The 14,288-nt window shown below is 63.4% G+C and carries 13 protein-coding genes; 4 read left to right on the top strand and 9 right to left on the bottom strand.

Going from position 1 to position 14,288, the window contains the following annotated elements; all coding sequences use genetic code 11:
• Positions 1 to 40: 40 nt before the first annotated feature.
• The 7 genes from J7347_RS02820 to J7347_RS02790 form a co-directional block, all read right to left on the bottom strand.
• A complete protein-coding gene (locus J7347_RS02820; RefSeq protein ID WP_348521541.1) occupies positions 41 to 1,234 on the bottom strand; it encodes a class I SAM-dependent RNA methyltransferase in 1,194 nt (397 codons plus the stop codon).
• Positions 1,231 to 2,622, bottom strand: coding sequence for an NAD(P)H-hydrate dehydratase (locus J7347_RS02815; protein ID WP_209160740.1), 1,392 nt, complete (start codon positions 2,620 to 2,622; stop codon positions 1,231 to 1,233). The genes J7347_RS02820 and J7347_RS02815 overlap by 4 nt, the downstream gene beginning before the upstream one ends.
• Positions 2,612 to 2,935 (bottom strand): hypothetical protein, encoded by a 324-nt coding sequence (locus J7347_RS02810; RefSeq protein ID WP_209160739.1) that lies wholly within the window; start codon positions 2,933 to 2,935, stop codon positions 2,612 to 2,614. Before J7347_RS02810 ends, J7347_RS02815 begins: the two co-directional genes overlap by 11 nt.
• Complete coding sequence (ilvD, locus tag J7347_RS02805; RefSeq protein ID WP_209160738.1) at positions 2,922 to 4,655, bottom strand: dihydroxy-acid dehydratase; 1,734 nt, start codon at positions 4,653 to 4,655, stop codon at positions 2,922 to 2,924. The genes J7347_RS02810 and ilvD overlap by 14 nt, the downstream gene beginning before the upstream one ends.
• An 87-nt stretch (positions 4,656 to 4,742) precedes the next feature.
• Positions 4,743 to 5,474, bottom strand: a complete 732-nt coding sequence (locus J7347_RS02800; RefSeq protein ID WP_209161202.1) for an N-formylglutamate amidohydrolase — start codon at positions 5,472 to 5,474, stop codon at positions 4,743 to 4,745.
• 4 nt (positions 5,475 to 5,478) lie between these two features.
• The gene (locus J7347_RS02795; protein ID WP_209160737.1) at positions 5,479 to 6,291 is read right to left on the bottom strand and encodes a 4-(cytidine 5'-diphospho)-2-C-methyl-D-erythritol kinase; all 813 of its coding nucleotides are present in this window, start codon (positions 6,289 to 6,291) and stop codon (positions 5,479 to 5,481) included.
• A gap of 35 nt (positions 6,292 to 6,326) precedes the next feature.
• Positions 6,327 to 7,973, bottom strand: coding sequence for an electron transfer flavoprotein-ubiquinone oxidoreductase (locus J7347_RS02790; protein WP_067680623.1), 1,647 nt, complete (start codon positions 7,971 to 7,973; stop codon positions 6,327 to 6,329).
• Positions 7,974 to 8,053: 80 nt separating this feature from the next.
• On the opposite strand from J7347_RS02790, the gene J7347_RS02785 reads away from it, so the two are divergent.
• The 4 genes from J7347_RS02785 (at position 8,054) to J7347_RS02770 (ending at position 12,218) form a co-directional block, all read left to right on the top strand.
• The gene (locus J7347_RS02785; protein WP_209160736.1) at positions 8,054 to 8,827 is read left to right on the top strand and encodes a hypothetical protein; all 774 of its coding nucleotides are present in this window, start codon (positions 8,054 to 8,056) and stop codon (positions 8,825 to 8,827) included.
• Entirely contained in the window at positions 8,824 to 10,539 is a 1,716-nt protein-coding gene (locus J7347_RS02780; protein WP_209160735.1) for a lytic transglycosylase domain-containing protein, read from the top strand. Before J7347_RS02785 ends, J7347_RS02780 begins: the two co-directional genes overlap by 4 nt.
• A gap of 1 nt (position 10,540) precedes the next feature.
• A complete protein-coding gene (gene moaB / locus J7347_RS02775; protein WP_209160734.1) occupies positions 10,541 to 11,068 on the top strand; it encodes a molybdenum cofactor biosynthesis protein B in 528 nt (175 codons plus the stop codon).
• Positions 11,069 to 11,132: 64 nt separating this feature from the next.
• On the top strand, positions 11,133 to 12,218 hold the full coding sequence (locus tag J7347_RS02770) for a PA0069 family radical SAM protein (protein ID WP_209160733.1): 1,086 nt from the start codon (positions 11,133 to 11,135) through the stop codon (positions 12,216 to 12,218).
• A 4-nt stretch (positions 12,219 to 12,222) separates the two neighbouring features.
• Here J7347_RS02770 and J7347_RS02765 read toward each other — a convergent pair whose 3' ends face one another.
• Together J7347_RS02765 and J7347_RS02760 are read right to left on the bottom strand one after the other, a co-directional pair.
• The gene (locus J7347_RS02765) at positions 12,223 to 12,654 is read right to left on the bottom strand and encodes a DUF1330 domain-containing protein (protein WP_209160732.1); all 432 of its coding nucleotides are present in this window, start codon (positions 12,652 to 12,654) and stop codon (positions 12,223 to 12,225) included.
• Positions 12,655 to 12,666: 12 nt separating this feature from the next.
• Complete coding sequence (locus tag J7347_RS02760) at positions 12,667 to 14,280, bottom strand: long-chain fatty acid--CoA ligase (protein ID WP_245173774.1); 1,614 nt, start codon at positions 14,278 to 14,280, stop codon at positions 12,667 to 12,669.
• Between the last annotated feature and the right edge of the window lie 8 nt (positions 14,281 to 14,288).

Raw genomic sequence — 14,288 nt, 5'->3', positions numbered from 1 at the left:
TGTAAGAACACCCAAATCTCGACCTTGGTTGACGTTTAGATCAACGCGCAAACAGGCTGGTCAGCTCGACATGGGTCGACCAGCGGAACTGACCGACAGGCCGCAATTTCTCAAGGCGAAATCCCGCGTCGATCAGCGTCTTGGCATCCCGCGCCCAGCTGGCGGGATTACAGCTGATGTAAACCACCCGCTTCGCCTCGCTGTTCGCGACGGCCGCGATCTGCTCGCGGGCACCGGCGCGAGGAGGATCGAGAAGAATGGCGTCGAACCGGGAAATCTCCTCCGGCTGCAGCGGATTGCGGAAAAGATCGCGATGCAGGGCGTGGACCGGCAGTCGCTGCGCGTTTGCAGCGCTCTTGCAAGCCAGATGCGCATCCCGCGCCGCTTCGACTGCCAGGACCTTCGCCGCTCCCGATAGCGCAAAGGCGAACGTGCCGAGGCCCGAAAACAGATCGGCGATTGTACCGGCTCCATCCGTAAAAGCGCGCGCATCCGCCGCCAGAATTGCTTCTCCATCCTCTGTCGGCTGGAGAAAGCTCTGTTCCGGAAAACCGACCGCGACGCCGCCCAGCGTCACGGTGACCGGCTCAGGCTCCCACAGCGTCTCGCCTCCATACCCCTGATCGAGCGAAAGCCGCGCCAGCCCGTGATCCCGCGCGAAGTCGAGCAAGGCCTCGGTCGGCCCCAATCCGTCGAGCGTCACACCGCTCAGCGTACAATCCACGCCCTGATCCGTCAGCGTCAGCGCGACATCGACCGGCGCCTCGCTCGCGATCCGCGCAAGCATAGTCCGCAAGCGAGGCACGAGCGCGAACAGTTCGAGTCGCAGGATCGGGCACTCGGCAATATCGACGATGCGATGCGATCCTCCCTCCCGAAATCCGAGCAGGAATTTCCCCCCTGCCTTCAATCCGTGGAGCGTCGCACGGCGGCGGCTCTGCGGCGGCGAGAGATGCGTCTCCAGAAGCTCGCAGACCGAAATGTCCTGCGAAGCGGCGGCAGACGTCACACGATCGGTGACGAATTGGAGCAGCGCGGCATCGTCCGCATGCTGCAACTGGCAGCCCCCGCAGCGCGCGAAATGGCGGCAGGGCGGCGTCGCGCGGTGTGGACCGGGTTCCAGAGTACCATCCGGCAACATCGTGTCGCCAGGAACGGCGCCAGAGACATGACGCCCATCTTCTGCGACGCCATCGCCTTTGGCAGCGATGCGGATAATCGGCGAACCGGTCACGAAAGCGCCGCCAAGGCCAGATGCACCGTCTCGGCCAGATCGCCTGCCGTGAAGCCCGGTCCGGCTATGCGCGCCGCTTCATGATGCAACCAGACGCCCTCCTGCGCGGCCCGCATTCCATCACCGTGATGCGCCAACCGACTGGCGATCAGACCTGCCAGCACATCCCCGGTCCCCGCCGTCGAAAGCCAGCTCGAGCCGCGCGGGAAAAAGACTGTCCGCCCATCGGGGGAGGCGAGCACGGTGTCCGGCCCCTTGGCCAATACAAACGCGTTTGTGACCTCAGCAAGAGTTGAAGCTCTATCGAGCTTATTACTGGCTGAGATGTCGAAGCTGCTGCAAAGACTGGATAATTCCCCCTCATGGGGCGTCAGGATCAAGGTAGTGTTCGCCCGCTGTTCAAGTCGATAGGGCGTCAAGAGGTATAGCGCATCGGCATCGAGCACGCTCGGTTTGCCCGCGTTCAGAACCGCTGTCAGCTTTCGCGACGCGGCTTCTTCGCGCCCTAGCCCCGGTCCGATGAGAACGGTATCGATCCGGTCATCCGCCAAGGCCTGATCGAAAGCATCGCCCTCGATCACCAGCTCGGCTGGCGCGTCGGGGTGTGAGTGCTCGCTCAGCAGCTTGGTGTAACCGGCCCCGGCTCGCATCGCCGCCTTCGCGGCAAGCAGCGGCGCGCCCGGCATCGCCCCGGCCACCACAGCCAGAAGCCCGCGGCGGTATTTGTGGCTATCGGGCAGCGGCGCAGCGAGATTCGGTCGCTCTGAAGCCGAGGATAGCGCTGTCGCGATCTCCAATCCGATCGGCACAAGACGCTTCGCACCCATTTTCGCCATGGCGGGCATCAGAAAATGCGCGCGCTTCCAGGCGCCGAGGGCCAGCGTCAGATCGTATTGCGGCACCGGCCCCATCGCTTCTCCGCTGTCGCTGGCGACCGCGCTGGGAACATCGATGGCGATCTTGTAGGCGTCGCTGCAGCACAGCGCCTCGAGAAGCGCCGCGAACACTCCTTCGACAGGGCGGTCCAGCCCGTATCCGAACAGACAATCGACTATCACGGATCGATCCAGATCGCCCGATTCCGCGGTCGATCCAGCGAAATTCGTCCGCGCCTTCCGGGCCGTCGCCCCCTTCGGCTCGACAGGCGCAACAACCGTGACGTCATGACCTCGCAGTCGCAATTCCTCTGCGATAACATAGCCATCGCCGCCATTGTTGCCAGGACCACACAAGACTGCAACGGATCGTCCCGCAGCCATGCGAGCGACCCAATCGGCAACACCCCTGCCCGCGCGCTGCATGAGCTCCCATTCGTCGACGCCATCCCGCATCGCCGCCTGCTCGATCGCGCGCATCCGTTCGACCGAGAGAACTGCATTATCGCCCATCGAGCTGCCCCTTCTGCCAGCGATAGCGCGCGCCATCGACAGTGAATTCGATCCTGTCGTCTGCGCCTCCCATGACAGGCTCGGCAGCCCCGTCAGCCGAGGCGAAGCCATCGCCATCGCGGACCAGTCGCCGGAAACTCCCGTCGGGATGGCGGATCACAAGCGTGTCGCCGTCCAGCTCGACGAGGCAGTCCGGCGCGAAGTCGCTGCCGGGTGTCACCGCGCAGTCCACGCGAACCGCGCCCTCTTCCGCCTGTTCCTGTACTGGCCCGCCGGAACAGGCCGCCAGCAAGAGCAGGCTAGATATCGGCAAACATATGCGTTTCGCGCGCCGCACCGGGATGGGTGACGGCGCCTTCGTGCGCAGGGCCGACATTCTGGGCGTACCGCCACAAGGCTCCGGACTGATAATCATGCTCGCGCGGCTGCCACGCCAGACGGCGTTCGTCCAGCACGGCCTTGTCGACCAGAAGGTCGATCGTCCCCGCCTCGGCGTCGATTGCGATGGTATCGCCATCTTCTACCAGCGCGATCGGGCCGCCCTCGGCCGCTTCGGGCCCGACATGGCCGATACAGAAGCCCCTCGTCGCGCCGCTGAACCGTCCATCGGTGATCAGCGCGACCTTCTCGCCCATGCCCTGGCCGTACAGCGCAGCCGTGGTGGCGAGCATCTCGCGCATGCCCGGACCGCCCTTGGGCCCTTCGTAACGGATCACGATCACGCTGCCTTCGGCGATGTCGCGCGCCTCGACTGCGGCAAATGCTTCCTCCTCGCATTCGAAGACGCGGGCCGGGCCGGTAAATTGCAGGCGGGCCATCCCAGCGACCTTCACGATCGCTCCATCGGGCGCGAGCGAGCCCTTCAGGCCGACGACACCGCCGGTGGGAGTGAGTGGGTTGGAGACGTCGTAGAAGACCTTTTGATCGGGATTCCAGGTAACCTCTTCGATGTTTTCGCCCAGCGTCTTGCCGGTCACCGTCAGAGGCTCGGGATTGAGGAAGCCGCCATCGAGCAGCGTCTTCATCGCCATATAAACGCCGCCGGCCTCGTGCATGTCTTTGGCGACATATTTACCACCCGGCTTCAAGTCTGCGATGTAAGGCGTTGATTTGAATATCTCTGCCACATCGTGAAGATCGAATGCGATACCCGCCTCATGCGCCATTGCGGGCAAGTGAAGCGCTGCGTTGGTGGATCCCCCGGTTGCCGCGACGACGCGCGCGGCATTCTCGAATGCGGCGCGCGTGCAGATATCGCGCGGACGCAGATTGCGTTCGACCAGCGCCATCACCTGACGCCCCGCAGCGACCGCGATTTCCTCACGCGACCTGTAAGGAGCTGGCGTCATATTGCTGTTCGGAAGCGACAATCCGATCGCTTCCCCGACGCACGCCATGGTATTCGCCGTGAACTGTCCACCGCACGCGCCGTGGCCCGGGCAGGCGACCTTTTCGAGCGCAGTCAAATCCTTCAGCGGGCAATTGCCGGCGGCATGCTGTCCCACGGCTTCGAACACATCGACCACCGTGACGTCTCGCCCGGCATAGGTTCCCGGAAGGATCGACCCGCCATAGACGAAGATGCTCGGCACGTTCAGCCGCAGCATCGCCATCATCATGCCGGGCAGGCTCTTGTCGCATCCGGCGAAGCCGACCAGCGCGTCGTAACAATGGCCTCGTACCGACAATTCCACGCTGTCGGCGATCACTTCGCGGCTGACGAGCGAGCTCTTCATGCCCTGATGGCCCATCGCGATACCGTCGGTCACGGTTATCGTGTTAAAGCGGCGCGGCATACCGCCGCCCTCTTCCACGCCGCGACGGCAGACATCGGCCTGCGCATCGAGCGTGGTGTTGCACGGCGCGGAATCGTTGCCCGCGCTCACCACGCCAACGAAGGGCCGCGCGATCTCTTCCTCGCTGAGGCCCATCGCGTAGTAATAGGAGCGATGCGGCGCGCGCTCGGGGCCGACCGAGACGTGGCGGCTGGGGAGCCGGGATTTGTCGAATTGCGGCATGTCACTCTCCGTCATCCGGGATAGACCGGGTTTCATCCGTGCGAGGTTCAAGCTTTCGCCGGGAGAACGGCTTGTGGCAAGGGGCCGCGGCCCTAGCTTTCCTTATGCACTCTCAAGCGCGAGCAGCACCCGGCCCGCCACATCGGCGATCATCGTCGCCCAGCGCGCCTGACCTGCCTCGGTAACGATCTGATCCTGCCGGATCTCCAGGGTGAGGTAGGGTATCCCGCGCGCTTCGGCATGCCGGTCCATTGTGGCGTTAAGCTGCTTGCCCGAATAGGGTTCGTTATCGCCGACCGTCAGCCCCTGCTGCCCGAACAGTCGGATAGCGTGGCGCGCGGCGCGATCGTCCTGATTGTAGAGCAGGCCGATCTCCCAGGGTCGCTCCTGCGAGCTGGTGGCAAGTTCGGGCGTGAAGCTGTGGACCGCCAAGAGAAGTTTCGGGCGAACCCGGTCGATCATCTCGCCGAGCGCCTCGTGATAGGGGCGGTGATAAAGATCGAGCCGCCGGTCGATATTGGCGCCGATATTGCCAGGGATCAGATGCCCGTCGCTTTCCGAAGGGACGACTGCCGGCTCGTCCTCCTTGCGGTGGAGATCGCAGACCAGCCGGCTGACCGTCGCTATATGCGCCGGAATGCGGTGCCGCCGCGCCAACCGATCCGCGACGCCGTTCACACCGATATCGACCGCGATATGCTCATCGAGCAGTTTGGGATCGATCCCGAGCTCGATACCGTCCGGCACGAAATTCGACGCGTGATCCGCGACGCACATCAATTCGGCCGGTCCGGCCTCGCCCACCTGGCGATAGGGTCTGTCTTCGATCAGCATCACATTACCATCTCAACGCGCCTTGCATGCGCCACCACCCAGGATGGGCCTCGGCGATTTGCGCGGCTGCCTCTTCGCACGCCTGGGCGCTTTCATAAAGCGCGAAGCAGGTCGCGCCGGAACCGGACATACGTTGCAGGAGCGGGTTGGTTTCATCCAGCGCGGTGCAAACACCGGCGATCGCAGGACACAGAGATATTGCGGGCGCTTGGAGGTCGTTGCGCCCCGCCAGAGCGATGTCTCGCGCCGTGCCGGAAGGCAGCGGACCGCGATCCTCGCCGCCCCAGGCGCGAAACACCGGGCCGGTCGACAGGGGCACGCGCGGATTGACGAGCAGGCAGTAAAGCCCTTCGAGGCTGGTGTCGTCCAGCGGTTCGAGCTCGGTCCCCGTCCCACGCCCGATACAGGTGCGGCTTTCGACACAGGCTGGAACGTCCGCACCCAATTTAGCTGCGCGGGCGGACCAGTCATCGGGCAAGCCATGGCGATCGCGCACGATCCGGAAGACCGCTCCCGCATCGGCGGAGCCGCCTCCCAAACCAGCGGCGACGGGAAGGTTCTTTTCGAGCGTCATCGCCAGCCCTTCCGAGCGCGGCAATACGGAAAGCGCTTTGGCGACAAGGTTTTCGAACGGATTGTCGAGACCGTTTGCGAACTCTCCAACTACGGCGATCTCGTCGCGCCCGGCGGGCCGAGCAGTCAGAATGTCGCCCGCCTCGACGAAAGCGAACAGTGTTTCGAGCTCATGATAGCCATCCTCGCGCCGCGTGCGGACATGCAGCGCGAGGTTGATCTTGGCGTAAGCGGTTTCGCGCATGGGCGCCTTCCCCCGTCGCGGGTCGGAGTGAGGCGTCACATATTCGGATAATTAGGACCGCCGCCGCCTTCGGGCGTGGTCCATTCGATGTTCTGGTTCGGATCCTTAATGTCGCAGGTCTTGCAGTGGACGCAGTTCTGCGAATTGATCACGAATTTGGGCTCGCCCTCATCCTCGGTCACCCATTCGTAAACTCCGGCCGGGCAGTAGCGAGTTGACGGGCCGCCATAGACGCCCAGCTCGCTCTCGCGCTGCAATTCCATATCCTGCACCTGCAGGTGATTGCGCTGGTCCTCGGCGTGGTTGGTGAAGCTGAAGGCCACATTGGTCAGCCTGTCGAAACTCAACACACCGTCGGGCTTGGGATATTCGATCGGCTTGAACAGGTCCGCGCGCTGCAGATGCTCGTAATCGGGCTCGTGCTTCATGGTGATCGGCAGGCCGATCTTGAGCGTACGCATCCACATATCGATGCCCGCCAGCACGGTACCGATATCGGCACCATATTTCGAAACGGCGGGCTGCGCGTTCTTCACTTTCTTAAGCTCGACTGCGATCCAGCTTTCGCGCAAATTGCTATCGTAATCAGTGAGTTCGGTTTTCTCCTGGCCGGCGGCGATCGCATTTGCGATGCTTTCGGCGGCGAGCATACCGCTCTTCATCGCAGTGTGGCTGCCCTTGATCCGGGGCACATTGACGAAGCCCGCGGCGCAGCCGATCAGCGCCCCGCCCGGGAAGGCGAGCTTGGGCACTGACTGCCAGCCGCCTTCGTTGATCGCCCGCGCGCCATAGGCCACGCGCTTGCCGCCTTCGAGGATCTCGGCGATCGCCGGATGGTGCTTCCAGCGCTGGAATTCCTGATAGGGGCGGACATACGGGTTTTTGTAATCGAGCGCCGTGACGAAGCCCAAGGCGACCTGACCATTGGCTTGATGGTAGAGGAACCCCCCGCCCCAGCTCTCGCTTTCAGACAAAGGCCAGCCCTGGGTGTGGATCACCCGGCCAGGTTCATGCTTTTCGGGAGCAATGTCCCACAACTCTTTGATTCCAAGACCATAGATCTGCGGCTGGCAATCGGCCTCCAGATCGAATTTCGCCTTCATCTTCTTGGTAAGATTGCCACGCGCGCCTTCGGCGAACAGCGTGTACTTGGCGTGGATTTCCATGCCCGGCTGGTAATCGGGCTTGTGCGATCCATCGGCGGCGACGCCCATGTCCTGCGTGATCACGCCCGAAACCGCGCCGTTTTCGTCGAACATAACCTCGCTCGCCGGGAAGCCCGGGAACACCATCACACCGAGACCTTCGGCCTGCTCCGCCATCCAGCGGGTCAGATTACCGAGCGAGCAGGTGTAATTGCCCGTGTTCGTCAGGAAAGGCGGCATCAGCAGATGCGGCATTTCCCACTTCTTCGACGCGCTCATAACCCAATGCTGATTGTCGGTGACGGGCGTTTCGGCGAGCGGGCAGTCCATTTCGCGCCATTCGGGCAGCAATTCATCGAGCGCGCGCGGATCGACCACGGCACCGGACAGGATATGCGCCCCGATCTCGCTGCCCTTTTCGAGCACCACGACCTCAAGCTCTTCATTGAGCTGCTTCAGCCGGATCGCCGCCGCCATTCCCGCCACGCCGCCGCCGATAATGACGACATCGCAGGGCATCGATTCGCGTTCGCTCATATCTCTCTCTTTTCGTCGCAATATCGTTTGGGATTGCCTTGATTGCTGGGGCGTATGAGGTCAAGACCCCCGACGGACGGATGACGAAGCTCGATACCCCTCAAAATGCCGGTGCGCTATCTCAGCACGATCTTGCAGGCGTGCTCGATTGGTGGCGCGAAGCGGGTGTCGACTGCAGTTTCGCGGACGATGCCGAAGGCTGGCTCGAAATCCCCGAAGAGGCCGCCGAACCGGCGCCCCCGCCGCCGAAGGTGGACGTTCCGCGACGGGTCACGCCGCTGCAACGCGCGCTCGACGGGGCGGAAAAACCCGCGATCGGCGGCGCGCGTGACAACTGGCGAAGTGATCTTGCCGCATTCGAGAGCTTCTGGCTGACCGAGCCGAGCCTTGCGGAAGGCGCGCTGTCCATGCGCGTGCCGCCGCGCGGGACAAGCGGCGCTTCGCTCATGGTCCTGATCCCTCAGCCGGAGGAAGAAGATCGCGAAAGCCTGTTGAGCGGACGGCTCGGCGCGCTTGTCGGCTCCTTTCTGCGCGCGGCAGGACTGGACGAAAGCGCGGTGTATTTTGCCAGTGCCCTGCCGCGCACACTCCCCCTGCCCGATTGGGCCGAGCTCGCGCAGCGCGGGCTGGCGGATGTGACCCGGCATCATGTCGGCCTTGCGAAGCCGCAGCGTGTGCTTGCTTTCGGGCGCGGACTGATGCCGCTGCTGTCGCAGGGCGACACGCCTCCCCCTATGCTTTCCCTGCCCGGCGGCGAAGTTCCATTGATGATCGCCCCGCGGCTCGATCGGCTGGCGCGCGTGCCCGGCCACCGCAAACATTTCTGGACCCAATGGCTTGAATGGACCGCATGACCCGCCCCCTACTCCTCTGCGCCGCCGCCTTTTCGGCGCTGGCAGTGACTTCGCCCGCGCAGGCCAATCCCGAAAGCATCGCCTATTTCACGCAAGGCAAGAGCGGCGGCCTTCCCACTCTGCTGACGCAGGAAGACCGGTTCTATTACGCCTCGTTTTTCGAAGCGGTGGATGCGCGCAATTGGGACCGCGTAGAGATCCTGCTCGGCGAGCGGAGCGAAGGGCCGCTTCACGGGGCGGCGCTGGCCGAATATTATCTTCACCCCGAAAGCCCGCGCATCCCGCTCGAACGCCTGCAGGACTGGCTCGGCCTCTATCGCGATCTCCCGCAAGCCGAAGGCATCGCCCGCCTCGCAATGGCGCGCGGAGCGACGGAAACACCCAGCCTTCCCGCTGCGCGCAGCCTGCGCGGCCAGCCGGGCATCACGCGGCGCAATCGCCCTAGGGGCATCGAGGATGGCACAATGCCGTCCGATATCTCCAGCGCCATTCTCCAGCATATCAGCAATGACGATCCGGACGGTGCGCGCCTGTTGCTCGACGGGATCGACGCCACTCTGTCGCCCTATGCCCGCGCGGAATGGCGCCAGCGGGTATCGTGGAGCTACTACATCGAGAATCGCGATCCCGAGGCGTTGGCGCTGGCACGCACGGTGTCGGAAGGCAGCGGGCCCTGGGTTGCGGAAGGGGATTGGGTGGTCGGCCTTGCCGCGTGGAGGCTGGACGATTGCAGCAGCTCTGCACAAGGGTTCCAGAATTCGGCGGCGCAATCCACCGATCCGGAACTGACCGCAGCGGCACACTACTGGGCGCATCGCGCGCTGGTGCGCTGCCGCGAACCCGAGCAGGCGGACGAGCAATTGCGCGGCGCAGCGCGCTTTACCGAAACGCTCTACGGTATGCTGGCGCGCGAGCAATTGGGCCAGACCCTGCCCGGCGATCACACCCGCCCGGACCTGACCGCGCAGGACTGGCAGCTTCTATCGGACGAACCGGCGGCACGGCAGGCCGTCATGCTCAACGAACTGAACCGGCGCGAGGCTGCATCCGATGCGCTGGTCTATCAGGCGCGCTACGGTGATCCGGACGAATTTCATGCCCTTACACGGCTTGCCCGCGCACTCGGGCTGCCGGGCGCGCAGAATTTCATGGCCTACAATGCGCCCGCCGGGACTGCCCCGCCGCCGAGCCTGCGCTGGCCGGTAACGGACCAGACTCCGCGCGGGGGATGGACAGTCGACCCAGCGCTCGCCTTCGCCCACGCCTTGCAGGAATCGAACTTTCGCGAGACGGTGGTGAGCGGAGCCAATGCGATCGGCTTGATGCAGATCCGCCCTATCGCCGCGCGCGAATATGCCGCGTCGATCAACCTCTCGGCAGATGCGAACCTCAAGGAAGCTTCAACAAATTTAGCCTTTGGTCAGAGGGCCTTGGAGGCTCTCGCCCAGTCCGGATACTCGAGCGGACATCTTCCCAAGGTCATGGCGGCCTACAATGCCGGACCAACGCCGGTCGCCCGCTGGAACAGCGAGGTGCGCGACCAGGGCGATCCGCTGACTTGGATGGAATCGATCCCTTATTGGGAGACGCGGTCCTACGTGAATATCGTGATGCGCAATTACTGGATGTATCTGCGCCAGGCCGATGCGCCCGCGCCGAGCCGCGTGGCGCTGGCCCAGAACCAATGGCCCCAATTTCCGAGCGAGCGCTGACATGCCCATCGACGAAAGCCGCACTTTCAAACCGATCCGCATCGCGCTCCTGACGGTTTCGGACACGCGCGGGCTGGCGGAAGATACGTCTGGCGACATACTTGCCGAACGGATTTCGCAGGCGGGCCATGAACTGGCGACCCGCGAAATCCTGCGTGATGACGTGGACGCGCTGGTGAACCTTCTGGAAGCCTGGATCGACGACGAAACCATCGATTGCGTCATCACCACCGGCGGTACGGGTCTCACCGGCCGCGACGTGACCCCTGAAGCGCTCGATCGCGTGAAGGAGAAGGACATTCCCGGTTTCGGCGAGTTGTTTCGCTGGATCAGCTACGAGATGATCGGCACCAGCACCGTCCAGAGCCGCGCCTGTGCGGTGCTGGCCAAGGGCACCTATATCTTCGCCCTGCCCGGATCGAACGGCGCGGTGAAGGATGGCTGGGATAAAATCCTCGCCTCTCAACTCGATAGCCGTCATCGTCCCTGCAATTTCGTCGAATTGATGCCGAGACTGCGGGAACGCTGACAGCGCGGAGGCCGTCCATTCGGGTCTCGCAAATGCACTCCGTTCCATTTATGTTCCGCCCCATATGGAACGCCGAATCGATCCCGCCGTCGCCGGACGTGGCGCGCAATCCGCTGACGTGCCGACCCGCTTCGGTCTCGCAACGCGCGAGGCCGATAGCGATTGGCGCGATCATATGGAGGCACTGGACGGGCCGCCGGTAAAACTCCGGACCGAAGTGATCGAGGAGCGCTCGAAAACGATCCTGAGCTTCAATCGCTCGCCCGACATCTTTTTCGACCGTTCCATCAACGCCTATCGCGGATGCGAGCATGGCTGCGTCTATTGTTTCGCGCGCCCGACCCATGTCTATCAGGATCTCTCGCCGGGACTGGACTTCGAAACCAAGCTGTTCGCCAAACCCAATGCTGCCAATCTCTTACGCGAGACACTTGCCAAGCCGCGTTACAGTCCGAAACCGATCGCGATGGGGACCAATACGGATCCCTACCAGCCGATCGAAGGCCGCTACCGGATTACGCGGGAGGTGTTGAAGGTCTGCCTCGAAGCGCGCCATCCGGTCACGATCACGACCAAGTCGAATCGAGTTCTCGCAGATCTGGACCTGATAGAAGAACTGGCGCGACACCGATTGGTCGCGGTCGCAATATCCGTGACGAGCCTCGATCCGAAATTGTCAGGGAAACTCGAACCGCGCGCAGCATCGCCGCTCAAGCGATTGGCTGCACTAGGTAAACTGGCTGAGGCAGGCATTCCTACCCACTGCTCGATCGCGCCGGTTATCCCGGCCATCACCGACCAGTTCATGGAAGAGATCGTCGAGCGTGCCGCTGCGCTGAAAGTCGCGAGCGCGGGCTGGATACCGCTACGCCTCCCCCACGAAGTCGCGCCGCTGTTTCGCGAATGGCTCTCGGTCCACTTCCCCGAACGTGGCGACAAGGTCATGAGCATCGTCCGCTCGATACGAGACGGACGGGATAACGATCCGGGCTTCTTCAGTCGCCTCAACCCGACCGGCGTATGGGCCGACCTGTTCCGGGCACGGTTTCGCGTAGCCTGCAAGCGCGCCGGTATCGGGAAAGGCAAGTTCGAGCTCGACTGTACCCAGTTCCGCCCACCCGAAGTGGGCGGTCAGATGCGGCTTTTGTGAACCCTCAGAAGCCCTCGCCCTCCTCGCCCGGCCTGAAGCGCACGAGGCGGCTGTCCTGCAAAGCAGCCGTCCGATTGACCACTGCCGCCTGATAGTCGGCGTCCTTGATCATCTCGAAGAAAGCGGATGCATTCGGATAGGATGCGATAAAACCATCGTGCCAGCGCATCGCCTCCGGCCCCGTCACCACCGTTTCGTAAATTCCGCGCCAGACGATGCGGCCGCCGACCCGGCGAAAGATCGGTCCGCTGGTCTTGCCGTACTCCTGGTAGGCGCGGCGTCCCGACCAGCCCTCACCTGCATTCTCGTGCCCTTCTGGATACTCCGCCAGCTCGCGATACTGGAGCAGGTTGAGCATATGGATCGGCGTATCGCGCGGCAGGGTCTTGAAGGCCTCGAAATTCTCGCGGCTTGGATCGATATAGGTCTCTGTCATTATGATTTCCTGTCAGGCATCCAGCCGGTAATCGGCGAAGCGATCGCGCAGATCTTTCTTGCTGATCTTGCCGGTCGCGGTGTGAGGGATATCGTCGACGAATTCGACTGCATCGGGCAGCCACCATTTCGCGACCTTGTCGGACAGGAAGTTCACCACTTCCTCGCCCGAACAGTCGATGCCCTCCTTGCGGACCACGAACAGCACGGGTCGCTCGTCCCATTTGGGATGCGGCATGCCGATACAGGCCGCTTCGGCCACGGCAGGATGGCCCACCGCCGCGTTTTCCAGTTCCACCGAACTGATCCATTCGCCGCCGGATTTGATGACGTCCTTGGTGCGATCGGTCAGCTGGAGCGTCCCGTCGGGGTGCAGGATGCCGACATCGCCGGTATCGAACCAGCCATCGGCCGTCACCGCGGGCTCTTCCGCCTTGAAATAGCGCTGCACGACCCACGGACCGCGGATCTGCAACGCGCCCGACGTTTTGCCATCGCGGGGCAGAACCTTCGTAAAGTCGTCGAGATCCACCGTGCGCAGTTCCACTCCGAAGATCGGGCGCCCCTGCTTCATGGTCTTGAGAACCTTTTCCTCGAAGCTGAGCTCCTCCCAATTCGCCGTCGGCCCGCCGACCGTGCCGATCGGGCTCGTCTCGGTCATGCCCCAGGCGTGCTGGACGCGGGTGCCATTCTTCATCAACCGCTCGATCATGAATTTCGGCGCAGCCGATCCGCCGATCGTGGCGGCTTTCAGCGGCGGCAGGTCAAGGCCTTCCTTGTCGCAATACTGGAAATGCGCGAGCCATACTGTCGGCACGCCCGCGCTGTCGGTCACGCCTTCGCGCAGCATCAGATCGTGCAGGACCGCCGGATCGTTCACGGCGCTGAACACGAATTTGATCCCCGCCATCGCGCCGGCATAGGGCAGGCCCCAACTGGCGGCGTGGAACATCGGAACGACGGGCAGCATCACGCTGGAGCCGCTGAAATTGAACGCCGATGGCTGCAGCCCGGCCATGGCATGCATGATGGTCGAGCGGTGCTCGTACTGCACGCCTTTTGGATTGCCGGTGGTGCCGCTGGTGTAGCAGATCATGCATGGATCGCGTTCGCTGCCATCGACCCATTCGAAATCGCCGTCCTGTTCCGCGATCCAGCTCTCGAAATCGCGCGCATGGGATCCGGCGGGAGGATCGAAGCAGATATAGTGCTCCACCTGCAGCCAGCGATCACGCATCTTGTCCACGATCGGCTGGAACATGGCATCGTAGAGCAGCACGCGGTCGTCCGCGTGGTTGACGATATACTCGAGCTGGTCCTCGAACAGACGCGGATTGACGGTGTGGAGGACGCCGCCCATCCCGGCGACGCCGTACCAGCTGACCAGATGGCGCGAATGGTTCATCGCGAGGCTTGCGACCTTGTCGCCGGGTTTCAGGCCAAGCGCCTGGAGCGCCTGTGCCATTTTCAGCGCGTCACGGCGAATTCCGGCCCAGTCGGTCCGCGTCTCGCTGCCATCGGCCCAATGCGTGACGATTTCCCGCGTACCCGCCTCACGCGCGGCGTGGTCGATCACATGCGTCACGCGCATGGACCAATCCTGCATGGCTCCCAATCCCGTCGACATTTTTCGCC

This window comes from Erythrobacter sp. A6_0 (genome assembly GCF_017744235.1).
Classification (GTDB): domain Bacteria; phylum Pseudomonadota; class Alphaproteobacteria; order Sphingomonadales; family Sphingomonadaceae; genus Qipengyuania.
The sequence above is the reverse complement of the archived record's forward strand: the minus strand, read 5'-3'. Positions and strand labels throughout refer to the sequence as shown.